This window comes from Pirellulales bacterium, assembly GCA_019694435.1.
Lineage (GTDB): Bacteria > Planctomycetota > Planctomycetia > Pirellulales > JAEUIK01 > JAIBBZ01.
Window position 1 is genome coordinate 151,208 of the sequence record JAIBBZ010000002.1, and the last position, 23,340, is coordinate 174,547.

Consider the following 23,340-nt stretch of genomic DNA (forward strand, 5'->3'; position numbering starts at 1 on the left):
ACTACTTGAACCAACTGCGCTCACCGCTCAAGAACCGGGCCACGCCCTCGTACATGCTTGTGCTGCGGAGGACGGGATGCAGATTCCGGGCCTCGAGTTCCAAGGCCGATTCGAGCGGTAGGTGCGACCCGCGCACGGCTGATGCCAGGTCGGCGAACAAGGCGTCGCGCGGCTGGCGACAAATCTGCTCGGCATATTCGAGCGCACGCGCAGGGCCTTGGCCCTGGGCAACCAGCTCCCAGACCAGGCCAATTTCATAAGCGCGCTGAGCATCGATGCGCTGGCCGGTGATGATCAGCGGCAAGGCCGCGCCCCAGGCCAGCAGCCGCGGCAGATAGACCGTGCCGCCATCGACCAGCGGCACGCCCCACCGCCGGCAAGCGACCGAAAACGTCGCCTGCGGTTCGGCCAGGCGGATATGGCCATGGCAGAACAATTCCAAGCCGCCGGCATAGGTGAAGCCCTGCGAGACAGTGATCACCGGCTTGACCTGGACGAGCCGCGAGCCACCCATGGGTCCGGTGCCTTCGCGCACCAGGCGATCGACTTCGGCCGGCGCGGCAAACATGTCGACGATCGAGTCGACGCCCGACAGGTCGGCGCCGGCGCAAAAGGCCGCGTCGCCCGCACCCCGCAGCACGGCCACGGTGAGGTGCGGGTCGTTCTGAAACCGACGCCACGCGGCGAGCAGCAACTGGGCCGTCGCGCCGTTGACAGAATTGTGGACCTCGGGGCGGTTGAGCACGATCTCGAGAATCGCGCCGCCCTCGACTTCGTGGACCGTCGTCAGCACGGATTGCTGCTCTTGCATGGCAGTGGAGGCCTTTGCGCAGGCGAGTGGTACGAAGCGGCTACGGCGCCAAGCCGGCCTGCGCCGCCGCCTGGCCGGGGTGGTAGACGCGCTGGGCGTGAGCCTCGACTTCGTCCCAGTGAAAGTACGTCGGCTTCAGTCGCTTTTCGGAGAGCAACTGGGCCTGGTCCATGAAGTGCGGCGACTGCGGATTGCTGCTCGTGCCGAAATTCAACAACGAGACGCTGCGCACCCGGGGTCCAAACTCGATCACCGCCATGTAGGTCGCCCCGACCACGCCGTAGTGCTTTTTCACCGTCCGGACCAGCGGCAGATTGATGCTGGGCGTGTAGTACTGCGTGAACACCACGCCCAACGGGCCGTGGACGCCCTCGCACGGCAGGCTCGGCAACTGGTCGCTGAAGGGTACCTCGACGAAGTCGGCGACGTCCGCATGGCGCTGAATGCGGTTCACGTCGCCCCAGGCCACTTTCCAGTCGCCAAACGTCTGCTGGAGCTTGGCCGCGGCCCGGACCAGCGCTTTGAATCGCAGGGAAGGCTTTTCGACGTACTCGGGCTTGAGTGTCTCGACCGGGTAGCCGAAGCCGTAGAGTTCCTCGTACCACTGGACGCAGAGCGTCGTCTGCGTCGACGCGGCCGTGGCCTTGCAGTCCCAGTCGAGCAGGTGATCGAGGTACGGCCGAGCCTGCTTGGCCAGCCGCGGCTCGCTGGCTTCGAGTTGTTTGAGCAGCCGATCGTACTTGGGCAGCTCGGTCAGGGGCCAATAGAGCGTCGTGTCGAACGCCAGTTCCTGCATGTGCTCAAACGTGCAAGCGTCGAGCTCGCGCAGCAGCCGGCGGCACATCTTGGCCCGGCGCTTGTCGTCGTAGCGGTCCTCGACCATGTACGGTGGATAGTCATGCAAGAACGGGCTGCCGTCGTCGGTCGTCGTGAACGGGGTCGAGTTGCAGCTTTGCACGAAGCCCGAGGATGGATTCAGCACCTGGGGCAAATCCTCGATCGGGTGAATGCCTTGCCACTCGGTCTTCGGATTGCTGCCGTCGACCGGCTTGCTCCAGTCGAAACCCGGATCGCGGCGGGGGACGATGCCGTTGTAGAGGTAGAAGATATTGCCGTCGCGGTCGGCGTAGACCGTGTTCATGAATTGGAAATTCAGCATCGACATGCCGGCGCGGAACTCTTCGAAGTTCTTCGCACGGACCAGGCGAAACATCTGCCGCACCAGCAGGCTGTCGCGCAGCTTGGCGATCATGGCCGAGTAGTAATGCGTGTCGTCGACACGCTGGACGATCGGGCCATGGTGGGTCTTGCGAAAGGTGTAGCTTTTTTCCTCGAGGCGATCGCCGCTGCGAATCTTGATCGTGCCTTGCCACTCGGTGGCCGTGCGGTAGCCGTCGCCATAGCGATAGTTGAGCGGGTGCGCCGGGTCGTCGAACGTCTCGACCCAGACGTCGGCGATGTCGGGCTCGTTGACCGTGAAGGCCCAGCCCAGGTGTTCGTTGTGCCCCAACCCCGGCATCGGCGTGCCGAAAAAAGTGCCGCCGGTAAAACTCCATCCTTCGCCGCTGCGGAGGTGCGCTTCGTAGAACTGCCCGAAGCCGAACCACGGCTGATGCGGATTGATGAAGAGCATCGCATGGCCGTCTTTCGTACGGCTGGGGGCCACGGCCCAGGCGTTCGAACCGACCTGCGCGGCATAGATCTCGGGATTCGAACGCGGCGTGAAGTCGTCTTTCAAGCGCGTGTAGCGAAAGCCCATCTCGACGATCAAGTGTCGCCCGAAGCAGAGCACCATCCACGGCTCGAACCGGGTGATCAACCGCGGCTTCACCTCGGGGTGCGTCTCGAGAAAGTAATTCAAGCCCGCGGCAAAGGCCGTGCAAACCTCTTGCACCTTGGCTTCCTGCTGCGGGAAGTCGCGTTGGCTGCCGCTGACCACTTCGAAGGCGCGGTTCAGCAGGTCGGAGTTGAGCCCCTTGCGGCCGTGGACCTCGCTGTAGCGCCCCAGCGCGAGGATGTAGGTGTCTTCGATCTGCCAGAAATAGTCTTCGGCCTGCACATACGCGAAACCGAACGCCAGCGCGATGTCGTCCTGGCCATCGATGTGCGCGACGCCCCATTCGTCGCGGTAGATCTTCACGGCGGCGGCGAGCCGCTGCGGATCGTAGCGGTCGCTGGCGGCATCGGCGGCCGGCGCTTCCGCGGCGAAGCTGCACCCCAGGCACACGGCCAACGTCAGCCCGGCCTGCCAAACGCGTCGCATACTCATCACGAGTGAACCTCCTGGAATTGCGGCTCGTTGGCCCCCCGCAGGCCGCCAGCCCCACCCGGGAGAATCGTATCGGTGCCGCAGGGCTGCCGCTATAGTCGAGAGCGCCGCGGGCCCGTCGCGCGGGGCGAGCCGACGCAGGCTCCGCACGCGGCCCTGGCAAGACTCTTGTTTTCTCGCCACGGATGAGAAGGCGGCGCCAGATGAATGGTCAACGATCAGCGTGGATCGCGGTCGCCTGGTTGAGCCTGCTGCCGGCGGGTTGCCGGGCCGAAACGCCGCCCGAGCCGGATGCAACGGCGCCTCGCATCAAGGCACCTGCGGCCGTCGAGCGAGACGATCCCCACCGTTTCGCGCGTGAAGACAAAGTGCCTGAGCTGACCGATCTCGGCACGCGCCGCAAGGGGCAAGATTGGCCCCGGTTCTTGGGCCCGACGGGCGACGGCCATTCGGCCGAAACAGGACTGATCGTCCCCTGGCCTGCGGCCGGGCCCAAGCTCGTCTGGCAGCAGCGTCTCGGCGAAAGCTATGCGGCGCCGACGATCGCCCGCGGACGGTGTTTCATCTTCCAGCGGTTCAATCAACGAGGTGCCGGCGAGGCGACGCTGACTTGCTTGAACGCCGAGACCGGGGCGGCGTTGTGGAACTTCAGCTACCCGACCGACTTTGTCGACCCTTATGGCTACGACAACGGCCCGCGCTGCTGCCCGGTGGTCGACGACGATCGCGTGTACCTGTATGGAGCCGAGGGGCTGTTGCATTGTCTGGCGGCGGCCGACGGCCGGTTACTGTGGCGGTGTGACACGTTTCGAGAGTTCCACGTGGTACCCAACTTCTTCGGCGTCGGGAGCACGCCGCTCGTGGAAGGCGACCTGCTGCTGGTGCAGGTGGGCGGCAGCCCTCCGGACGGCGACGCAAACGATTTTCAGCGGTTGCGAGGCAATGGCTCGGCCGTCGTCGCGTTCGATAAACTTACGGGGAAGATTCGCTATCAACTGGCCGACGAGCTGGCCAGCTATGCCTCGCCGGTCGCGGCCACGATCGGCGACCGCCGCTGGTGCTTTGTGTTTGCCCGCGGCGGCTTGCTGGCGTTCGATCCCGTCTCCGGCAAGATCGATTTTCATTACCCCTGGCGGGCTCCGATCCTCGAATCGGTCAACGCCAGCAACCCGGTCGTCGCCGGCAATCGGGTGTTGATCTCGGAGACCTACGGCCCGGGCAGCTCGCTGCTCGAGGTGCGGCCTGGCGGATTCGACGTCGTCTGGTCCGACGACGACCGCAAGCGCGACAAGATTTTGCAAACCCACTGGAACACGCCGGTGCTGCACGAGGGCTATGTCTATGCCTCGAGCGGCCGGCATACGAACAACGCCGAGCTGCGCTGCGTCGAGCTGGCCACCGGCAAAGTGATGTGGAGCGAGCCGAACCTGACCCGGGCCTCGCTGACCTACGTGGACGGCCACTTGCTGTGTCTGTGCGAATATGGCGAGCTGATCCTGCTGCGGGCCAATCCGCAGAAATTCGACGTGGTCAGCCGCGCCACGCTGGCCTTGCCCGAGAACGGCCCCGCGCCGCTGGGCGCCGAGCCGCGGCCGCTGTTGGGCTATCCCTGCTGGGCGGCACCCGTCGTGTCGCACGGGCTGTTGTACTTGCGCGGCGCCAACCGTCTGGCCTGCCTGGAGATCATTGCGCAAGAACAGTGAATCGAGCTTCGGCCGGAGCCGCGAATCGAGCCCAGGCCGGGGCCGGGCGTTGCTTGTCGGCCCGGCGCACCGCGCCTAGAGTAGACCTGGGCCGCCCGGCACGTACGCGGTACCGCGTACGCTGGACCCGGGCCTCAACCGGAACAGGCGCCATGGGCTTATTCGGCAACTTCAAACTGAAGTCGCTGCTCGGGAGCAGGCTCGACGTTGCCAAGCGGTTCGAGCTGCTGCGCGAGGCGATTTCCGGCACGATGTCGGAAACGTACATGGCCCGCGAGCGCTCGACCGGCAAGATCGTCGCGCTCAAACTGCTCGACGTGGAAAAAACCGTCGCCTTCGAGTCCCGCTTCAAAGGGCTAACCAAGCCGAGCGAAGGCGCGATCGCGGTGACGTTCGACCATCCCCACATCGTCAAGACCTACGAACATGGGCTGACGACCAGGGGGCAGCAGTACCTGGTGATGGAGTTTCTCGACGGGCCCGGTCTCAATTCGCTGCTGATCGGGCGCGATCGGCTGCTTGATGGGCGGCGATTGCAAATGATCCGCCAATCGGCCGAGGCCATCGCCGCCGTCCATGCGGCCGGCTATATCCATCGCGACATCTGTCCCCGCAATTTGATGTGCACGGACAAGACGTGCAGCACGGTCAAGCTGATCGATTTCGGGCTGACGGTCCCGGCCACGGCGCCCTTCATGCAACCCGGCAATCGGACGGGTACGCCCAACTACATGGCGCCCGAGCTGGTTAAGCGGCTGAAGACCGATCAGCGTCTGGACGTCTTCTCCTTCGGGGTAACCGCGTACGAGATTCTCACCTTCGAGCTGCCCTGGGAACGGGGAGCCACGGGTCAAATCGCGATGACGCATGCCAATCAACCTCCTAAGGACGTGCGCAGCTATCGGCCGCGGATCGATCCCGTGCTGGCAGCGGCCATCATGAGCTGTGTCGAGCAGAACCCAGCGAAGCGCTGCCCCTCGATCGAGCAATTCCTCAAGGCGATCAAGAAAGTGCCCCACGAAGACACCGCCAAGGTGTAATTCGAGCGGGGCCGCGCAGTCCGGACCCCAGGCGTGCTGAATCGGCACACGATTCGCCGGGGCAACCCACCGGCCCGGAATCGGCGGCCGTTCAGCAGTCGCGCGTTGGAAACGGGAAACCACCGCCGCCGATCGCCGCGTGCCGGGCGGGGGCCTTGGATGTTGGGGATCGATTCGACCGAAGTATTCCCACCGTCGGCAGGCTATTGACCATTGCATGCCGCTGGTACACTACCCGGACTGCACTTCTGCGCTGGATGGGTTCCGGCGCAGATGGCTTCCGGGGCCGACACGGGCCATGGCCTCGGTCATGGATTTCATTCTGATCCCGCACCATTTCACGACTCGAATCAGGTGCTGCGCGAGGCAGCGCCGCCGTGGTTTGGTGGTCTTTGTTCCGCGAGGTAGTTGAGCTATGAACGGCGACGCTTCCGAGTCGCCCCAGGTGCCGCCCACGGCGGAAGCGCCCCGGGAAATGACCGCCACGAGCCAGATGATTCACGCGGACGAGCACGCGGCCACGCACGAAGCCGTGGCCGCACCTCCGCAGGCTCCTGTGCTCAACGAACCTACGGCCAGCGCGATTGCTGCGCCGCATGGCGGCGTCGACGCGCCACACGGCGCCGCTACCGAGGTGCCTGCAGAAGCCGCGGCGGGCCTCGCGACGATCAGTGCCGTGGTCGAGCCGGCCGCAACGGCCGTTGCCAGCCATGCGACAAGCAACCTGCCAGAGCTGGGGAGTCTGCCCGAAGCAGGCGACTCTTCGACCGGCGCCCGCCGGATCAAGATCGGTTCGCAGCGCGATGCCACGCAGCCCGCGCCGCAGGCACCGCGTCACCGGATCGGCGGCCCGCCGCAAGGCGGCGAAAAGCAGCGTGGACAGCGTCCGGATGGAAAGCGCCCAGACGGCCAGCGCCACGATGGTCCGCGCCACGGCGGACGCCCAGGCGGAGGCCCACCGGGCCGGTCGGCCGATCGCCCACCTGTCGGTCATACACTACCCGGCGGCGCCGCGGCGCACGTCGAGGGCACCGAGAGTCAAACAACCGGCGATGCAGCCCTGGGCGAGCGTCCGGGCGACACCGGTGGTCCTGCGGGTCCTGGCCGGTCGCACGAGGGCGGCCGCAAGCCGCGTCGCGAGCGCGGTCCGGCAGCACCCAGCTTCGAGAAGCCGCAATTCACTGCTCCGAAACCGACGCGGCAAGATGCCGCTGAGATCGAGGAAGAGCTGCAGGCCGAACTGCAGGGCGTAGCGCTCGACCAGATGATGTCGGCGGCGCCGCCGCGCGACGCCGGCGGCATGCTCGCGCCCGAGACCCGGCTCGAAGGGCGGATCGTGGCGATCCATCAGGACAATGTGTTCGTCGACTTGGGCACGCAGCACCAGGGCCTCTTGCAGCTCAAACAGTTTGTCGAGCCGCCGGCGGTGGGCGACGTCGTCAACGTCGTCGTGAATCGCTTCGACGCTGACGAAGGCCTCTACCAGCTCAACAAGACGGACGCTGCCATCAGCGGCGTTGCCGACTGGTCGCATTTGAGCGAGGGGATGACCGTCGAGGCCCGCGTCGTGGGTCACAACAAGGGTGGGCTCGAGTGCGAGGTGGGCAGCATCCGCGCGTTCATGCCCGCCAGCCATGCTTCGCTCTACCGCGTCGAGGATCTCTCGACGATGGTAGGCGAAAAATTCGCCGTGCTGGTGACCGAAGTCAACCCGGCACGGCGCAGGCTGATCGTTAGCCGCCGTGCCGTGCTCGAGCACGAGAAGCAATCGGCCCGCGAAAAGCTGCGCGCCGAGATCCAGCCGGGACAGGTCCGCGACGGGGTCGTCCGCAGCATCATGGACTTCGGCGCGTTTATCGACCTGGGCGGCGTCGATGGCCTGGCACACGTCAGCCAGTTGAGCTGGCAGCGCGTCACGCATCCCAGCGTCGTGCTGCAAGTGGGCCAGCAAGTTCGCGTCCGCATCACCAAGGTATCGGCCGAAACGGGCAAGATCAGCCTGAGCCTCAAGGACTTGATCGAGAACCCCTGGACCACGGCGTCGTCGAAATATGTGCCGCAAAGCAAAGTGACCGGCACCGTTTCGCGCATCGCCGAGTTCGGCGCGTTTGTGCAGTTGGAGCCCGGCGTCGAAGGGCTGGTCCACATTTCCGAGCTGGCCCATCATCGCGTCTTTCGGGTCAGTGACGTGGTCCAAGAGGGCCAGACGGTCGAGTGCCAGGTGTTGTCGGTCGATCCTGAAAACCAGCGAATCTCGCTTTCGATTCGCGCCTTGACCCCCCGACCCGAGTCGGCACGGCCGCGCCGCGAAGAAGCCGAGCCGGAGCCCCTGCCCGACCACAAACGGCCAGTGTCGAAGAAGCCGCTGAAGGGCGGCGTGGGCAAGTCGACCGGGGGCGAGGCCTTTGGACTACGCTGGTAGCTTTCCGCCCCGCCGCACGGTGTGCGCGAGGCAGGCAGCACGCATCCTCACGAGCCATCCGCGAGTTCCTCCCATGATTCCCCGCCGCACGTTCTTGGGTACTGCCGCCGTGGCCTCGGCCGCAGTCGTCAGCCGTCACCAGGCCACGGCCCATGCCGCCGACGAGAGCACCGACAACTCGAAACTCGGCCAGACGCCACACACGCGGTTCGCCGTGAATGTCGAGATGTGGTTCAAGAAGCTGCCGTTCGCCGAGCGGCTCAAGGAAGCCGCGGCGTTGGGTTTTCCGGCGGTCGAATTCTGGCCCTGGCGCGGTAAGGACATCGACCAGATTGCCGGCTTGGCCAAGGAATTGAACCTCGAAATCGCCCAGTTCACCGCCTGGGGCTTTGTACCCGGCATGAACGATCCGAAGAATCACGCGAAATTCGTCGACGAGATCAAGGCGTCGTGCGAGGTGGCCAAGAAGCTCAATTGCAAGAAGATGACCGTCGTCGGCGGTAACGATCGCAAGGGCATTTCACAGGAAGAGATGCACCAGGAAATCATCAAGGCCCTGAAGCTCGTCGCGCCGATCGCCGAGGAGCAGGATGTGATGCTGATTCTGGAGCCGATGAATATTCGCGTCGATCACAAGGGACATTGCCTGTACGGCAGCGCCGCGCCGGTGCGGATTTGCCGCGAGGTGGGCTCGACGCACGTCAAAATCAATTGGGATCTCTACCACATGCAGATCTCCGAGGGCGATCTGTGCGGCCACCTCAAGGAAGGTTGGGACCAGATCGGCTACCTGCAACTGGCCGATCATCCCGGTCGTCATGAGCCCGGCACCGGCGAGGTGCACTACAACCGGGTGCTCAAGCAGGCGTACGAGTTGGGCTATCGCGATTGCGTCGGCCTGGAGCTCAATCCGGCCACGACCGAGCTGGCCGCCGCACAAGCCGTGGCCGCGGCCGACATCTGGTGAGCATGGACTTCTCGACCGGCGGCGCGATGGCTCAAGGCGCCTCTTGCTCGGCCGCCGGTGCGTCGTCCGATTCGCCCGTGGGCTCCTCGACAATCGCCGTCGCCGACAGGGGTGGCGCGCTCGAGGTTTCGTCGGCGTCGGGCGTGAGGTTGCCGGACGCCAGCAGCTCGCCGTCGACCGATTGGACCTGCGAAAGACGGATCAGCAACAGCTTCTGCTCGGGCGGGGCCGCCAGGAAGTGATGGCCCAAGCTGCCCGGACGATTGACCAGGCTGGCCACGAGGAGCATCTGCCCGGCCACCAGGTCGACTTTGAGCCTCAGATCGTCGAAATCGAGCGTGGGCCGGCCGGGATCGAGACGTAACACGCCGTCGCTGCCGCGCCAGCGCTGCTGGGGTTCGCCGTGCTGCAACTGGGGCAGCAAGTCGACTTCGACGGCGCCGTCCTCGCGCGGATCGCAGAGCATGCGAAACAGACATTGCGCCTGGCGATAGGTCTGGCCGTGCACGCCGTCGCGTTCGGCGCGAAGCAGCGGCAGCGTTTCGTGCACGTCCGAGGCCACGACCTCCAGCGGTTGGCCTCGGCGCAACTGGGCGTGCCGCTGCGTCACCTGCTGCTCGCGCTGCAAGTCGATTTGCTGCTGCATATCGCGCCGCCCCTGCGGCGCGTCGCTCAGTTTCATCCACCGCGTCAGGGCCTCGGGCACGCTGCCCGAAATCACGCCGACGCGCAGCCCATTGGCGTGCCAGCGTCCGCGCAGCTCGGCCTCGATCCGCTGTTCGTCGACGCTGGTCCAAAGCGCATCGCCGGCCTCGGGGTCGGCGAGCGGCACGCGAATGAAATAGATGTCGAACACGACGCTATCGGGCGACATCTGCGCCGGCGAGAGCGCCAAGGTGGGTGACGGTGTCGGGAGCTTGCTGCAGCCGGCCAGCAGCGCAAGGACGTACACCCCCAGCCACGGCATGCGTGACCGGCGAACGTCGGCCGGAAAAATCGCGAGCCCGGGCATGCGGAGTCCCGCGGCGGATGAGGAACGCAGGAGCACCCCTCGGGAGAGCGGAGAAGGGCGCCGCTAGCACTGCAGGCGCAGTCCAGCGGCGAGCCGCCATCCAGACGGACGAAGGGTTGTGGGCGGACGGTACCCGCACCGGGCGTGGCGTGTCAACGCGAGCCGGGACGTTCAAACACCGCCCCGCGGGGGTGCCGGCAAGAGCTTGGGGCGCGCGTAGCGGGTCCCGTGCACGAGCCCAAACTGCCGAGTCAGCGTGCGGAAGTCCTGCCGCAGAAAGCCGTGTAGCGCTTCGTCCGGCTGCGTGGCCAGCCATTGCCTGGCGAGCCCTGCCGCGAGGTCGTCGAACGCCTGCTTGGACGGGCTATGGGCAAAGCACCTGCCTTCGTGACGGCGCATGTCGCCGTCGAAGCGGGGGCTGATGTGCCAGAGTTCATGAGCGACCGTGGTCAGTTTGTCCGTGTAGGGACGGTCCAGAAACCGTGGCAGGTAGAAGTTCAGCAAATAGAGCTGCTCGACGCCGGCCGTATCGAACACCCGCTGGATGGTGTACGTCCGAGTACCGCGACGGGTGAACAGCTCGCCCCCGGCGAAGCGCAGCGGAGTGAGCGATGCCTGCATGCCGTGCGTGACGGCTCGCCGCGCCTGGCAGAATCCGACCGCGACGCGATCCATGTCGATGTGAGACAGCTCGGGCAAGGTCGTGCAGAAGGCCCGGCAGAGACGTTTCATGCGGCCCGAGAAATCAAAACCGGGCATTGCGTCGGGAGGTTGAGCGGCGAACGATTGCGCATCGTCTGGGCGCAAGGTGCGGCGCCGGGCCATCGCGCAACCTCCGATGTCGCTCGCGAAAACGTACGTCGGCGCCGGTCACCGCTTGCCCGTGCGAGCGGTCAGCCGAATACCAGCGCCGGCAATCAACTGCTGGCGCTGGTCTCGAAAGCGGGCGCCTGGGCCTTTTGTCGCCGGCGATCGTTCATGCCGACGAATTCGAGGATGGCTCGAGGGCCGGCATCGCCCAACCGCGGCTTGGCGAGCTTGAGGATTCGCGTGTAGCCGCCCGGACGGTCGGTAAACCGCGGGGCCACCACGGCGAACAGCACGCGCACAGCCTCTTTGTCGCCCAGCATTTGCAGCGCGCGACGGCGGGCATGAACTTCGGGGGCGATCGCCTGAGCCCATTTCTTCCACTTGTCGCTCTTGCGCCAGGCCTTCCATTCCTGGGTGCCGCGTTCGGCCTGAGTGGCAAAAGGACGGGCTGCTTCCTGCGCCACGAGGCCCTTTTTGGCAATCGTGATGCAGCGCTCGACGAGCGGCCGCACTTCCTTGGCCTTGATCAACGTGGTGATGATCCGCCCTTTGACCTTGGGTACCGACAGGTCGCCTTCGTAGGTTTCCCGTTCGGTCAGAAACAAGGCGCTCGCCAGGTTGCGCAGCATGGCGCGTTGGTGGCTCGGGCATCGTCCCAACACGCGGCCGCGTTTACGGTGTCTCATGATCGTTGCTGTCGCCAGGCGACAGTCCGGCAAAAGGGCTTAAGCGGTAGTTTAGAATCAGGGTCGTCGCGTCAAACACCGGTCGCGCTGGGAACTCGCATTCCCAGCCGCAGGCCGAGCTGATTGAGCTTCTCGCGGACCTCGTTCAGCGTCGTTTCGCCGAAGTTGCGGACTTCCAGCAACTGGTCTTCGGTCCGCTGCACGAGATCGCGCACGGTATTGATGTTCTCGCTCTCCAAGCAGTTCATGGCCCGGACGCTGAGCGCCAATTCGGCGAGGCTCATGTTGAGCTTGTGCTCGACGGCCGAATCGAGACCCAAGGCGATCGCCGTGCGGGCCTCGGCCGTGACCAGGGCGCCCAATTCGGTGTATTGGACGAACGGGTTGAGGTGCTTGCGGAGGATCTTCGAGGCCTCAACCAGGGCCAGCTCGGGACCGATGGTGCCGTTGGTCCAGATCTCGAGCGTCAGCTTGTCGAAGTTGGTCTTTTGACCGACGCGAGTTTCTTCGACCTCGTAACGCACGCGCGTCACGGGGCTGTAAATCGCATCGACCGGGATGATGCCGATCTCCTGGTCCCGAGCGGTGTTCTCGCTGGCCGGCACATAGCCGCGGCCGTTTTCGACGACCATCTCCAGCCGGAACGGCACATCGTCGGTCAGCGTCGCCAGCACGAGGTCCTTGTTGAGCACTTCGACCGAATCGTCGGTCTGGATATCGCCGGCCGTGATCACCCCCTTGGTCGACTTGTCGATGGTGATGACCTTGGTGCTCTCGGTGTGGTTCTTGATGATCAGCGACTTGACGTTGAGCACGATGTCGGTGACGTCTTCGACCACGCCGGGCAGCGTGGTGAATTCATGCAGGGCGCCGTGCAGCTTGATCTGCGTGACCGAGCTGCCCTCGAGGCTCGAGAGCAGCACGCGACGCAGCGCGTTGCCGACGGTCGTGCCGAAGCCGCGTTCGAACGGCTCGGCCACGAATTTGCCGTAGGTCGGCGTGAGGGACTTGCGGTCGCAGTTGACGACACTGGGAAGTTCGAGACCGCGCCAACGAATTCGCATTTCAGGCCTCCGTGGACAGGGGGCGGCGGGAATTTAAGCCATCGGGCGCCGAGTTGACCGCACGCGCTATCGCGAGCACAACTCGACGATCAGTTGGGCCCACTCGCGCTACCGCGAGCATAACTCGACGATCAGTTGGGTCTGTACGGGGATCGACACGTCATCCGGACCGGGCAGCCGCGACACGATGCCCTCGACCGCCGGTCCCTCGATCAGGGTGAGGAAATCGGGCACCTGCTTCTGGTTCGACTCGAGGTTGTCCTTGGCCAGGGTGACGCTCTTGAGGCGGTTCTTCACGCGAATCACGTCGCCGGCCTTGCACAGCGCGCTGGGCACATTGACTTTCTGGCCGTTCACGGTGATGTGGCCGTGGGCGACCATCTGCCGGGCCTGGGCGCGGCTCTGGCCGAAACCGAGCCGGTAGACGACGTTGTCGAGCCGCCGCTCCAGCAGGCTCATCAGCGACGCGCCGGTGTTGCCCGTCGAACGCTCGGCCTCGGCGAAGTAGCGGCGGAACTGACGTTCGAGCACGCCGTAGAAGTGTTTGACCTTTTGCTTTTCGCGCAAGTGCTGGCCATAGTCGGTCAGCTTGCCGCGGCGCGACTGCTGCTGGCCCGGGGGCGTGTCGCGGCGCTCGACGGCGCACTTCGGCGTATCGCAACGCGACGCCTTGAGGAACAGCTTCATGCCTTCGCGGCGGCAGAGGCGGCAAACGGGTCCAGTGGTCCGGGCCATCGAGTCAGCTCAATCGGTTCGAGGTGCGGGGCAACAGGTTTTCCAGGGGGCAGGCTTCGAGAGCGGCCGTGTTGTGCCAGGTGCTCAACTACACGCGGCGCTTCTTGCGCGGGCGACAGCCGTTGTGCGGCAGCGGGGTCACGTCTTCGATCGACTTGATGGTCATGCCCGCGGCTTGCAAGGCCGTGATGGCGCTCTCACGGCCGGCGCCGGGGCCCTTGACTTTGACTTCCAACTCGCGGACGCCGAACTTCGAGGCCTTTTCCGCGGCTTGCTGCGCGGCCATCTGGCCGGCATAGGGCGTACTCTTGCGGCTACCCTTGAAGCCGGTCGTACCAGCGCTCGCCCAACACAGGGCATCGCCCTTCGTGTCGGTGATGGTCACCGTCGTGTTGTTGAACGTCGATTTGATGTGCGCGACGCCCTGCGTCACGTTGCGGCGGATCTTGCGGCGTTTCGCTTTCGACACGAGTGCGAATCTCCCGGCGGGGTGGTCTGAGCTGAGCGGTCGGGCAAATCGAGTTCAGGGGGCGCCGCCTGCCAGGGCGCCGCGTCCCAAGGTGTGGGAAGGGGCCTCTCGGCGGCAGCCAAGGACTAACGCAGGTCCTTGACGCCCTTCTTTCCGGCGACGGTCTTCTTCGGTCCCTTGCGGGTCCGGGCATTGGTGCGTGTGCGCTGGCCGCGAACCGGCAGCCCGCGGCGATGCCGCAGCCCGCGGTAGCAGCCGATATCGCGCAACCGCGCGATGTTCTGCGCCGTTTGCCGGCGAAGCTGACCCTCGACCGTGTAGTCCTTGTCGAGGATCGCCGCGATCCGCGCGACTTCGTCTTCGTGCAGCTCACGAGCCTTCTTGTGCGGATCGACGCCCGCGTTGCGGCACAAATCGCGAGCGACCCGCGGACCGACCCCGTAGAGATAAGTCAGCGAGATCACCGTGGGGCGATCCGGCGGGATGTCGACACCCAAAACGCGCGGCATATCGTTCGGCTCCGGTTGGTCGTCCGCGGCCAGGCGGACGCGGAAACTGCGGCTGTGCGCGGCCCGGCAAGGGGCACGCCCGTTCGGCCTTCGTGGCACTCGCTCACAGGGTGCCCGGCGGGCACGCGAACACCCACCCCGGCGCCGGAAGCGATTCGTCAACGCGGCGCGACAACGGTGCGCTGCTTGTACGACCCTTCGGGCTCGCGCGTCGGTTGCGCGAAATCGTCAGCTAGACCCTGCGAGGGACCCAATCGGTCGCGGGGCGGTGTGAGGAGGTCGCTTCGGCAGGCTTCCTTGCGACGACCGCTCAACCCTGACGCTGCTTGTGGCGGGGATTGCTGCACACCACGTAGACCACGCCGCGGCGACGAACGACCTTGCAATGGTCACAAACCCGTTTGACGCTCGCGCGAACTTTCATGGCTGCCGACAACCCTGTGCGGAATTCCACTTCGGCCAAAGCACATAAATATAGGGGGCGCTGCCGGACCCTTGCAAGGGGCGAAATTCGCGGATTCAAGGCACTTTTTTGCTGCCCTACGGACCCATCTGCCGGGTACCCGCTCGGGAGTCCCCCAAGTTGGGCGGCCTGGGTAAATGCTAGCGAAAAAGCCGCTCGTCGCCCACTCCACCGCCTCAGGCGAGCGGCGGCAAGTCGAGTTCCCCGTTGGGACCGGCGGTGAGCACGAACGGACCATCGGCCGTCAGCGCAATCGTGTGCTCGAAATGGGCACTGGCCTTGCCGTCTTGGGTCGATTGGGTCCAGTGGTCCGGCAGCGGCTTGACCCGCTTGGTGCCCATGTTGACCATCGGCTCGACGGCGATCACCAGGCCCGGCTCCAGCCGGAAGTCGCCCTTGCGGATGAACTGGGGACTGGCGTAGTTGGGCACCTGTGGGTCTTCGTGCATGTCGCGGCCGATGCCATGACCCACGAAACACTCGACCGTGGCGAAGCCGGCCTGTTTGACATACGCATCCATCTCGGCGGCCACTTCGCTCCAGAGCTTGGCCGTGGCCATCCGCTCGATCGCCAGATGGAGCGTACCGCGCGTCACCTGCAGCAGCCGGGCGACCTCGGGTTCGACCTGGCCGACGGGGTGCGTATAGGCCGAGTCACCGCACCAGCCGTTGAGCCGGCAACCGGTGTCGATGCTGACGACGTCGCCTTCTTGCAGGACCCGCGCGCCGGGTATGCCGTGTACCACTTCCTCGTTGACCGAGATGCAGGTCACGGCCGGAAAGGGCACCTTGCCGGGCACACCCTTGAACAGCGGCACGGCGCCGCGCTCGTTGAAGAACTGTTCGACTGCGGCGTCGATCTCGCCGGTCGTGACGCCCGGACGCACCCATTGCCGCGCGATGCAATGAGCCTGATAGACGAGCAGGCCGGCTTCGCGGAGCAGAGCGATTTCGCGGGGTGAACGCAGAGTTTGCACGCCGACTGAGCGCCTTCCGTACTACGAGCGGTTGCTGCGGACCTGGGTGCTGTTTTTCGCGGCCTGCTGGGCGGCCTCGTCCACAGCTTTTTGAATCCGGGCGAACACCTCATCGGGCGTGCCCATCGCGTCGATCGATCTTAACAGACCCAGCCGTTCGTAGTAATCGGCGACGGGCCGCGTTTGTTCTTCGTACGAGCGGAAACGCTTGAGGACGATTTCGGGCTGATCATCTGGACGGCCGCGGCCCAACAGCCGTGCGACGAGCGCCTCGGGATCGACCTTCAATTCCAGGACCACGTGCAGGGGTGTGCCCCGCTCTTGCAAAAATTCGTCGAGGGCCTGGGCCTGCTTGAGCGTGCGCGGGAAACCGTCGAACAGACAGCCGGCCGAACAGTCGGGCTGCTCGAGCCGCTCGCCGACCAGCTGCAAGATCACAGGGTCGGGTACGAGCTGGCCGTGCTCGAGAAAGCCGCGCACATACTCGCCGATCTCCTGTCCCTCGCTGATCGCCTTGCGCAACATCTCGCCGGTCGAGAGGTGCGGGATCGACAGGTACTTGATCAGCCGAGCTGATTGCGTGCCTTTGCCGGCGCCGGGAGGACCGAGGAACACAATCTGCATCGATCGCTCTCCGGCCGCGCTCTGCTCGACGCTCACACGGCGTCGTGGCGGCAAGACCTGGTCAAGACTGCGAGGAGCTTACCTTTCAAGCAAACCCCGATAATTCCTCATCACGAGATGGCTGTCAATCTTCCGCACCAGGTCAAACGCCACACTGACGGCAATCAACAGGCCCGTACCACCGTAGAAATTGGCCACTTGCATGGGAATCTCGATGGCTCCGGACACCAAGCTCGGGGCTACGGCCACGATGGCTAAAAATGCCGCACCCACGTAGGTGATTCGCACCATCACGCGTTCCAGGTAGTCGGCCGTCCGTTTCCCCGGCCGATAGCCCGGGATGAAGTTCCCGTAGTCCTTGAGCGTATTGGCCATATCCTTCGGATTGAAAATGATCGCCGTCCAGAAGTAGCAGAAGAAGAAGATCAGGGCGATGTACAGCACGTTGTAGACGAACGACGAACTGCGGGTAAACGTACGGGCCAATTCGCTCAGCCATACTTGCTTGGGGAAGGCCGTGCTGAGGTTCTGGAACAGAATCCACGGGAACATCAGCAGGCTGCTCGCGAACACGATCGGCATCACGCCGGCCTGATTGATTCTCAGCGGCAGGTACTGCCGGCCACCGCCATAGACGCGACGGCCACGGACGTGCTTGGCGCTCTGCGTGGGAATGCGGCGCTCGCCTTGCGTCATGAAGACCACGCCGCAGACGACTCCCAAGAACAACAGGATCAGGACCAACAGGCGATCGACGCCGACCGACCCTCCGGCACCGCCGCCCAGGACCAGGCCGTTCTGGAACAAGGGGCTCAGGAGCTGATAGCCGGCGAAGGGCATGTCGGCGACGATGCCCGCCATGATCAACAAGCTGATGCCGTTGCCGATGCCATGCTCGTCGATCTGTTCGCCGAGCCACATCAAGAACACGGTGCCTGCGGTCATGATGACGACCGCCACAAAGTGCCAGCCGAAGCCCAGATCGCCGTTCGCGTTGAGGAAGTTCTGCAGGATCAGCCCGCTGGTTGCCAGCCAGGATACGTAGAACCAGCTTTGCCCGAAGCAGATCGCCACGGTGGCATACCGGGTGTACTCGTTGATTTTTTTCTGGCCCGACTCGCCCTCCTTGCGCAGCCGTTCGAGCGGCGCCCAAACGCTCGAGAGCAACTGGAAGATGATCGAGGCCGAGATGTAAGGCATGATCCCGAGGCCGAAGATCGTGCTTTGACTCAACGGGCTCGCGCTGAAGATGGCAACCTGCTTGAGAAAGTCGCCCAGGCCGCCTTGACCTTGAAACGCATTGGCCAGGGCCTTCTGATCGACGATCGGCAGCGGAACCCAATACCCCAGGCGGTAGATCGCCAGCAAGAACAGCGTCAGGCCAATCTTGTTCCGCAGTTCAGGGATCGTGAACACGACCCGTAGTTTTTCCCACATGGTTCGCTCCGTCTGCGATAGGAGTGCCTGCGAAAGGCCTGCGAAAGTTTCTCGCCGCGGCCGAACGACCGCGGTGTCATCCGTGACCGGGTGTTTGCGGTCCACATCACGGGGCGCGACGCCCCGCGAGACGCTGGTTCAGTCTCGTTGGTTCAACCTGTTCGATCGCCACACCGCTGCAGCGAGCCCCTTGCTGCCGCCGGGCACAGCGCCGACTCAGCTCGAGGCGCCGCTTTTGCGCGCCGCACGCGTCTGATTCTTCACCACCGGGGCCGGTCCCGGCAAGACGACCGCTTCGGCGCCCGCCTTTTGAATCTTCTCCAGGGCGGAGGCGCTGAACTTGTGGGCCGAAATCTTCAATTTCTTGGTCAACTCTCCGTTGCCGAGAATTTTCAGAAAATCGAACCGCGTCGGCGCCAGGTGACGCTCCTGCAGCAACTCAGGCGTGATCTCCGCGCCCGCGTCGAACAGCTTTTCGAGCTGGCCGACGTTGATTGCAAACACCACGCGGGCCCATTGGTTGTTGAACCCGCGCTTCGGGATGCGGCGGACCAGGGGCAAGCGACCGCCCTCGAAGGCCGGGTGGGCCGACCAGCCGGCCAACTGACCCTGTCCCTTGTGGCCGCGGCCAGCCGTCTTGCCGCGCCCCGAGCCGGTACCGCGCCCGATACGCAGGCGCTTGGTCCGTTTCTTTATGCCTTGGTGGACGTCGTGGAGATTCATGACAGGGTGACTCCTCGCAGCCGCTCGATGTCCTGCTTGCTGCGCAGCTTGGACAAGGCGTCCATCGTGGCCTTGACCAGATTGACGGGATTGGTCGAGCCGAAGCTCTTGGTGAGAATGTTGTGAATGCCGGCGGCTTCACACACCGCACGCACGCTGGCGCCGGCGATGACCCCGGTACCCGGCGCGGCCGGCACCAAGATCACCTGGGCAGCGCCGAACTGGCCCTTGACGGTGTGCGGGATCGTGTCGCCTTCCATGGGCACGCTCGACATGCTGCGGCTGCCGTCCTTGACGGCCTTTTCCACCGCCGGCGGCACTTCGTTCGCCTTGCCATAGCCCCAGCCGACACGCCCGCGACCGTCGCCCACGACGACCATGGCTGCAAAGCTGAAGCGACGGCCGCCTTTTACCACGGCAGCGCACCGTTTGATCTTCACGACCTTGTCGATCAGACCACCCTGGTTCGATTCGTTGTCTTTCGCCACGACTGCTGCACTCCGAGAATTAGAATTCCAAGCCGGCCTTGCGGGCGGCATCGGCCAAGGCGGCGATGCGGCCATGATACTTGTACTCGCGCCGATCGAAGCACACCTGCTTCACGCCGGCCGCCAGTGCCCGTTCGGCCAGCGCCGTGCCGATCGTCTCGGCGGCGACCTTGTTGCCGCCGTACTTGATCCCGCCGGACAGTTGCTTGTCGGCGGTGCTGGCCGAGGCCAGGGTCTGGCCATCGTCGTCGTTGATCACCTGGGCATAAATGTGCTTGTGGCTGCGGAAGACCGTCAGTCGCGGTCGTTCGGCCGTGCCGCGCACGCGCCGCCGCACGCGAAACCGCCGCCGCTGCCGGCTGAGATTGATCGATTTTTGCAACATGAATCCACTCTCCCACGGGGAAGCAGGGCGGCCGGAGGCCGGTTACTGCTTCGATAGTTCGGTCGATTGGAAGTTTGTTCGGAACTCGCTGGGCCACACCGCCGCGGATCGGATCGACGATCACGCAGGCCAGGGGACGGTTAATTTCGTGACGGTCATTTCGTGACGGCCTTGCCCGCCTTGCGCCGGACCACTTCGCCGTCGTAGCGGATGCCCTTGCCTTTGTAGGGCTCGGGCTTGCGGACGGCGCGGACCTCGGCGGCGAACTGGCCGACGAGCTGCTTGTCGGCGCCCTTGATGACGATGTGCGTCTGGTCGGGGCAAGTGACTTTCAGTGCCGCGGGAATCGGCCGATGGACCTCGTGGGCGAAGCCGACGCGCAACTGCAAGATGTTTCCTTGCACTGCGGCCAGGTAGCCGACGCCGACGATCTCGAGCTTCTTCTCGTAGCCCTTGGTCACGCCGACGACCATGTTTTGCAACATCGCGCGCGTCATGCCGTGCAAAGCGCGGGGCAACCGATCGTCGGACGACCGCACGACCGTGAGCAGACGCTTGGCCTCGTCGTAGGTCACGGTGATTTCGGGGCGATGCTCGAACTGGAGCTGGCCGCCGGGACCCTCGACCGAGACCACGCGGCCCTCGATCGCCAGCTTCACGTTGCTGGGAATCGCGATGGGTTGTTTACCGATACGGGACATGGGTCTGTCGCGCCTTCCAAGCGGGAGATGTTTACCGGGGGGCGAGCGTGTGGGTGCCGGGGGATCGGGTTAGTTGGAACTCGCGGGGGCCTACCACAGTTCGCAGAGGACTTCGCCGCCGACGCCTTGACGCCGGGCTTCGCGATCGCTGATCACACCACTGCTGCTGCTGATGATCGAAATGCCCAGGCCGTTGAGCACCGGCCGGAGCTGCTTCGCCCCGTGGTACACGCGGCGGCCCGGAGTGCTGATGCGGCGAATGTGCCGGATCACGCGTTCCCCGTTGGGACCGTACTTGAGCGTGATCCGCAACTGGCTGGCCGGCTTCGAGTCGATCTCTTCGAAGTCCCAGATGTAGCCTTCGCGTTTGAGCACGTCGGCGACGCCCTTTTTCACCTTCGACAGGGGCATCTCGACGTACGGCAACTCGATCCGCACGGCGTTGCGGATACGGGTCAACATGTCGGCGATCGGATCGGTCATCATCTCGTGTCGTGCCTTCTTGCCAGTCGGACTCTGCTGCCAGCAGTTTTCGATTTACCAGCTCGACTTCTTCACGCCCGGAATCACGCCCTGGTCGGCCATCTTGCGGAAACAAATCCGGCAGATGCCAAACTTGCGGTACACGGCCCGCGGACGACCGCACAGCAGGCAGCGGCGCACCTTCCGGGACGAGAACTTGGGCTTCTCTTTCGCTTTGGCGATCTTCGACTTGCTGGCCATGCCAATTCCTGTACGGGTGGGGTCGGGGTGCCGCGCGGCGGCGCGGGGGTTGAACGAGTCGTCAGTGTTTCAAAGCAGGGTTTCAAAGCGCTGGCGGCGAACGGTTTGCTGCTGCGGCGCTCTGCGGGTTCCTAGTTGTTGCTGTCCTCGGTCTTGAACGGAATCCCCAGGCCCCGCAACAGCTCGCGTGATTCGTCGTCGGTGCTGTTGCCGATCACCATGGTGATGTTCATGCCTTGCGTGCGCGTGTATTTGTCGGGATTCAGTTCGGGAAACACGAGCTGCTCGGACAGGCCCATGCTGTAGTTGCCGTGGCCGTCGAAGGCGTCGGCGCTGACGCCGCGGAAGTCGCGCACCCGCGGCAGCGCGAGCGAGATCAATCGGTCGAGGAACTCGTACATCCGCGCGCCGCGGAGCGTCACCTTGCAGCCGATCGGCATGTCTTCGCGGAGCTTGAAGTTCGAGATTGAATCGCGCGACTTGGTCACCAGCGGCTTCTGGCCCGAGATCTGCGTCATTGCCCCGACGGCCTCGTCGAGGTGCTTCTTCTCGGTGACGGCCGAACCGACACCCATGTTGATCACGATCTTCTGCAGCTTGGGCAGCGCGTGGCGGTTGGTGCGCTGGAGCTGCTCGGCCATCTTGGGCAGCAACTCCTTGCGATACCGCTCCAACAGGCGCGGCGTCGGCGGCGGGCCGGAGGGCTTTTCGGCTTCGTCTTTTCCGCCTTTGGCGGGGGCTTCTTTTTTCTTGCTCATGGCCTGGGCGTCCGGACGGTGCCGGACGAATCGCGACGGGGTTGACTGCTGGAAAAAGTCTTCGTGGTTACGTCGGGGCGGATGCCGTCTGCCTGCTTTGCTGCTTACTTCTTCTTGGCACGCGCGGCCTTCGGCGGCGAGAGCCGCCCGGCGCTGGCGCCGCATTTCTTGCAGAACCGATCCTTGCTGCCGTCGTCGAGGAACCGCGCGCCCAGCCGCGTGGGCTGGCCGCAGGCCGGGCAGACGAGCAGCACGTTGCTCGCGTCGATCGGCATTTCCTTGGCCAGGCGGCCGCCTTGCGGATTGCGCTGGCTGCGGCGGACATGCTTGTAGACGCGGTTCACGCCTTCGACGATCACCTTGCCCGCTTCTGGCAGCACAGTGAGCACCTTGGCGCGCTTGCTCTTGTCGGCGCCCGAAATCACTTCGACGATGTCATCTTTGCGAATACGCATCACACCACCTCGGCCGCGAGGCTGACGATTTTCATGAAGTTCCGTTCACGCAGCTCGCGGGCCACGGCGCCGAAGATGCGCGTGCCGCGGGGATTCTTGTCGTTGTCGATCAGCACGATCGCGTTCTTGTCGAAGCGGACGTAGCTGCCGTCGTTGCGCCGGGTCGGCTTCTTGCAGCGGACGATGACGCCCTTGACGACGGCGCCCTTCTTCACGTCGCTGCCCGCCGTAACGGTCTTGACGCTGCAGACGACGATGTCGCCCAGGCCTGCCCAGCGCCGGCGCGAGCCGCCCAACACCTTGATGCACATCACCTCGCGGCAGCCGGTGTTGTCGGCCACGGTGAGTCTGGTTTGCATTTGGATCATACGGTCGTCACCTTCGCTGGCTGCCCGTCGCGGTGGCCGGGCTCAATCATTCGCTGGGGTTGTTGTCGTCGGGGAGTTGCTCGTGCCAGGCACGCGTGGTTTGCCGAACCAGGCTCAGGCCTCAGCGGCCTGCTGTTCGGCCTTGTGCGCGGCCCGCAAGGCGGCCAGGTCGACCGCCGTGCTCTTGCTGACCACGCGGACCAGCTCCCAGTTCTTCAATTTCGACTTGGGCTGACATTCGCGGATCTCGACCGTATCGCCCTCGTGCGACTCGTTGTTCTCGTCGTGCACGTGGCACACGGTCTTGCGGCGCAGGATCTTGCCGTACTTCGGGTGCCGCACCAGCCGCGGGATCTCCACGCGCCGGGTCTTGGCCGCCTTGTCGCGGATGACTACGCCGATCACTACTCGCTTGGGCATGGCCCGATTCCTCGTTGGTCGCGCTGGTCGCGTGACGGTTGTCTGGCTGCGTGGTCTTGGGTTCAGGTTTGGTTGGTCGAAAGCCGCCTAGCTCGGCGAGCCCGGCTGCTTGGCCAGCTCACGCTCGGTCTGGATCGTCTTGATCCGGGCAATCAAGCGGCGATGCTTCTTCATCTCACTGGGCACGTTGACCCGCTCGGTCTGCGACTTGAGCCGCAGCCGGAAGATCGACTCGGCAGCGTCCTTCAAGTTCAGCACGAGCTGCTCGTCGCTCATCTGTCGCAGTTCAGAGGCCTTGCTCATCGGAATACCTGCATCGTT

At 64.7% G+C, this 23,340-nt stretch carries 28 protein-coding genes; 4 read left to right on the plus strand and 24 right to left on the minus strand.

Going from position 1 to position 23,340, the window contains the following annotated elements; translation table 11 throughout:
• Position 1: 1 nt before the first annotated feature.
• Positions 2-811, minus strand: coding sequence for an enoyl-CoA hydratase/isomerase family protein (locus tag K1X74_02755; GenBank protein ID MBX7165249.1), 810 nt, complete (start codon positions 809-811; stop codon positions 2-4).
• A 40-nt stretch (positions 812-851) separates the two neighbouring features.
• Positions 852-3,080 carry a penicillin acylase family protein gene (locus tag K1X74_02760; GenBank protein MBX7165250.1) on the minus strand — a complete coding sequence of 743 codons (2,229 nt, stop codon included), beginning with the start codon at positions 3,078-3,080 and terminating at the stop codon, positions 852-854.
• Positions 3,081-3,283: 203 nt separating this feature from the next.
• On the opposite strand from K1X74_02760, the gene K1X74_02765 reads away from it, so the two are divergent.
• The 4 genes from K1X74_02765 to K1X74_02780 all read left to right on the plus strand — a co-directional run bounded on the left by K1X74_02765 (position 3,284) and on the right by K1X74_02780 (position 9,212).
• Positions 3,284-4,783 carry a PQQ-like beta-propeller repeat protein gene (locus K1X74_02765; protein ID MBX7165251.1) on the plus strand — a complete coding sequence of 500 codons (1,500 nt, stop codon included), beginning with the start codon at positions 3,284-3,286 and terminating at the stop codon, positions 4,781-4,783.
• Positions 4,784-4,935: 152 nt separating this feature from the next.
• Entirely contained in the window at positions 4,936-5,823 is an 888-nt protein-coding gene (locus tag K1X74_02770; protein MBX7165252.1) for a serine/threonine protein kinase, read from the plus strand.
• A gap of 415 nt (positions 5,824-6,238) precedes the next feature.
• Entirely contained in the window at positions 6,239-8,245 is a 2,007-nt protein-coding gene (locus K1X74_02775; GenBank protein ID MBX7165253.1) for a S1 RNA-binding domain-containing protein, read from the plus strand.
• Between the two features lie 73 nt (positions 8,246-8,318).
• Positions 8,319-9,212, plus strand: a complete 894-nt coding sequence (locus tag K1X74_02780) for a TIM barrel protein (GenBank protein MBX7165254.1) — start codon at positions 8,319-8,321, stop codon at positions 9,210-9,212.
• Between the two features lie 31 nt (positions 9,213-9,243).
• Here the strand turns inward: K1X74_02780 and K1X74_02785 are convergent, their stop codons facing one another.
• The 22 genes from K1X74_02785 to rpmC form a co-directional block, all read right to left on the minus strand.
• Complete coding sequence (locus tag K1X74_02785; protein ID MBX7165255.1) at positions 9,244-10,224, minus strand: hypothetical protein; 981 nt, start codon at positions 10,222-10,224, stop codon at positions 9,244-9,246.
• A 171-nt stretch (positions 10,225-10,395) separates the two neighbouring features.
• A complete protein-coding gene (locus K1X74_02790; GenBank protein MBX7165256.1) occupies positions 10,396-11,049 on the minus strand; it encodes a hypothetical protein in 654 nt (217 codons plus the stop codon).
• Positions 11,050-11,141: 92 nt separating this feature from the next.
• On the minus strand, positions 11,142-11,720 hold the full coding sequence (locus K1X74_02795; GenBank protein ID MBX7165257.1) for a 50S ribosomal protein L17: 579 nt from the start codon (positions 11,718-11,720) through the stop codon (positions 11,142-11,144).
• 71 nt (positions 11,721-11,791) lie between these two features.
• Positions 11,792-12,784, minus strand: a complete 993-nt coding sequence (locus K1X74_02800) for a DNA-directed RNA polymerase subunit alpha (GenBank protein MBX7165258.1) — start codon at positions 12,782-12,784, stop codon at positions 11,792-11,794.
• A gap of 108 nt (positions 12,785-12,892) precedes the next feature.
• A complete protein-coding gene (gene rpsD, locus K1X74_02805) occupies positions 12,893-13,519 on the minus strand; it encodes a 30S ribosomal protein S4 (protein ID MBX7165259.1) in 627 nt (208 codons plus the stop codon).
• 88 nt (positions 13,520-13,607) lie between these two features.
• On the minus strand, positions 13,608-13,988 hold the full coding sequence (gene rpsK / locus K1X74_02810) for a 30S ribosomal protein S11 (protein ID MBX7165260.1): 381 nt from the start codon (positions 13,986-13,988) through the stop codon (positions 13,608-13,610).
• 125 nt (positions 13,989-14,113) lie between these two features.
• Positions 14,114-14,497, minus strand: a complete 384-nt coding sequence (gene rpsM / locus K1X74_02815) for a 30S ribosomal protein S13 (protein ID MBX7165261.1) — start codon at positions 14,495-14,497, stop codon at positions 14,114-14,116.
• Positions 14,498-14,807: 310 nt separating this feature from the next.
• A complete protein-coding gene (rpmJ, locus tag K1X74_02820; protein ID MBX7165262.1) occupies positions 14,808-14,921 on the minus strand; it encodes a 50S ribosomal protein L36 in 114 nt (37 codons plus the stop codon).
• Between the two features lie 215 nt (positions 14,922-15,136).
• A complete protein-coding gene (map, locus tag K1X74_02825; GenBank protein ID MBX7165263.1) occupies positions 15,137-15,928 on the minus strand; it encodes a type I methionyl aminopeptidase in 792 nt (263 codons plus the stop codon).
• A gap of 30 nt (positions 15,929-15,958) precedes the next feature.
• Positions 15,959-16,561: an adenylate kinase gene (locus K1X74_02830; protein ID MBX7165264.1), complete on the minus strand. Its 603-nt coding sequence runs from the start codon at positions 16,559-16,561 to the stop codon at positions 15,959-15,961.
• A gap of 78 nt (positions 16,562-16,639) precedes the next feature.
• Positions 16,640-17,998, minus strand: coding sequence for a preprotein translocase subunit SecY (gene secY, locus K1X74_02835; GenBank protein MBX7165265.1), 1,359 nt, complete (start codon positions 17,996-17,998; stop codon positions 16,640-16,642).
• A 216-nt stretch (positions 17,999-18,214) separates the two neighbouring features.
• Positions 18,215-18,721, minus strand: coding sequence for a 50S ribosomal protein L15 (gene rplO, locus K1X74_02840; GenBank protein ID MBX7165266.1), 507 nt, complete (start codon positions 18,719-18,721; stop codon positions 18,215-18,217).
• Entirely contained in the window at positions 18,718-19,260 is a 543-nt protein-coding gene (gene rpsE / locus K1X74_02845; GenBank protein MBX7165267.1) for a 30S ribosomal protein S5, read from the minus strand. The genes rplO and rpsE overlap by 4 nt, the downstream gene beginning before the upstream one ends.
• Positions 19,229-19,594, minus strand: coding sequence for a 50S ribosomal protein L18 (rplR, locus tag K1X74_02850; protein MBX7165268.1), 366 nt, complete (start codon positions 19,592-19,594; stop codon positions 19,229-19,231). The genes rpsE and rplR overlap by 32 nt, the downstream gene beginning before the upstream one ends.
• 155 nt (positions 19,595-19,749) lie before the next feature.
• Positions 19,750-20,295, minus strand: coding sequence for a 50S ribosomal protein L6 (gene rplF / locus K1X74_02855; GenBank protein ID MBX7165269.1), 546 nt, complete (start codon positions 20,293-20,295; stop codon positions 19,750-19,752).
• A gap of 90 nt (positions 20,296-20,385) precedes the next feature.
• A complete protein-coding gene (rpsH, locus tag K1X74_02860; GenBank protein ID MBX7165270.1) occupies positions 20,386-20,781 on the minus strand; it encodes a 30S ribosomal protein S8 in 396 nt (131 codons plus the stop codon).
• 51 nt (positions 20,782-20,832) lie between these two features.
• Entirely contained in the window at positions 20,833-21,018 is a 186-nt protein-coding gene (locus tag K1X74_02865; GenBank protein ID MBX7165271.1) for a type Z 30S ribosomal protein S14, read from the minus strand.
• 131 nt (positions 21,019-21,149) lie between these two features.
• The gene (gene rplE / locus K1X74_02870; protein ID MBX7165272.1) at positions 21,150-21,776 is read right to left on the minus strand and encodes a 50S ribosomal protein L5; all 627 of its coding nucleotides are present in this window, start codon (positions 21,774-21,776) and stop codon (positions 21,150-21,152) included.
• 104 nt (positions 21,777-21,880) lie between these two features.
• Positions 21,881-22,231 (minus strand): 50S ribosomal protein L24, encoded by a 351-nt coding sequence (gene rplX, locus K1X74_02875; GenBank protein ID MBX7165273.1) that lies wholly within the window; start codon positions 22,229-22,231, stop codon positions 21,881-21,883.
• Positions 22,231-22,599, minus strand: coding sequence for a 50S ribosomal protein L14 (gene rplN, locus K1X74_02880; GenBank protein ID MBX7165274.1), 369 nt, complete (start codon positions 22,597-22,599; stop codon positions 22,231-22,233). Before rplN ends, rplX begins: the two co-directional genes overlap by 1 nt.
• Positions 22,600-22,713: 114 nt before the next feature.
• A complete protein-coding gene (gene rpsQ, locus K1X74_02885; protein ID MBX7165275.1) occupies positions 22,714-23,019 on the minus strand; it encodes a 30S ribosomal protein S17 in 306 nt (101 codons plus the stop codon).
• Between the two features lie 87 nt (positions 23,020-23,106).
• Positions 23,107-23,322 carry a 50S ribosomal protein L29 gene (gene rpmC / locus K1X74_02890; protein MBX7165276.1) on the minus strand — a complete coding sequence of 72 codons (216 nt, stop codon included), beginning with the start codon at positions 23,320-23,322 and terminating at the stop codon, positions 23,107-23,109.
• Positions 23,323-23,340: the final 18 nt, after the last annotated feature.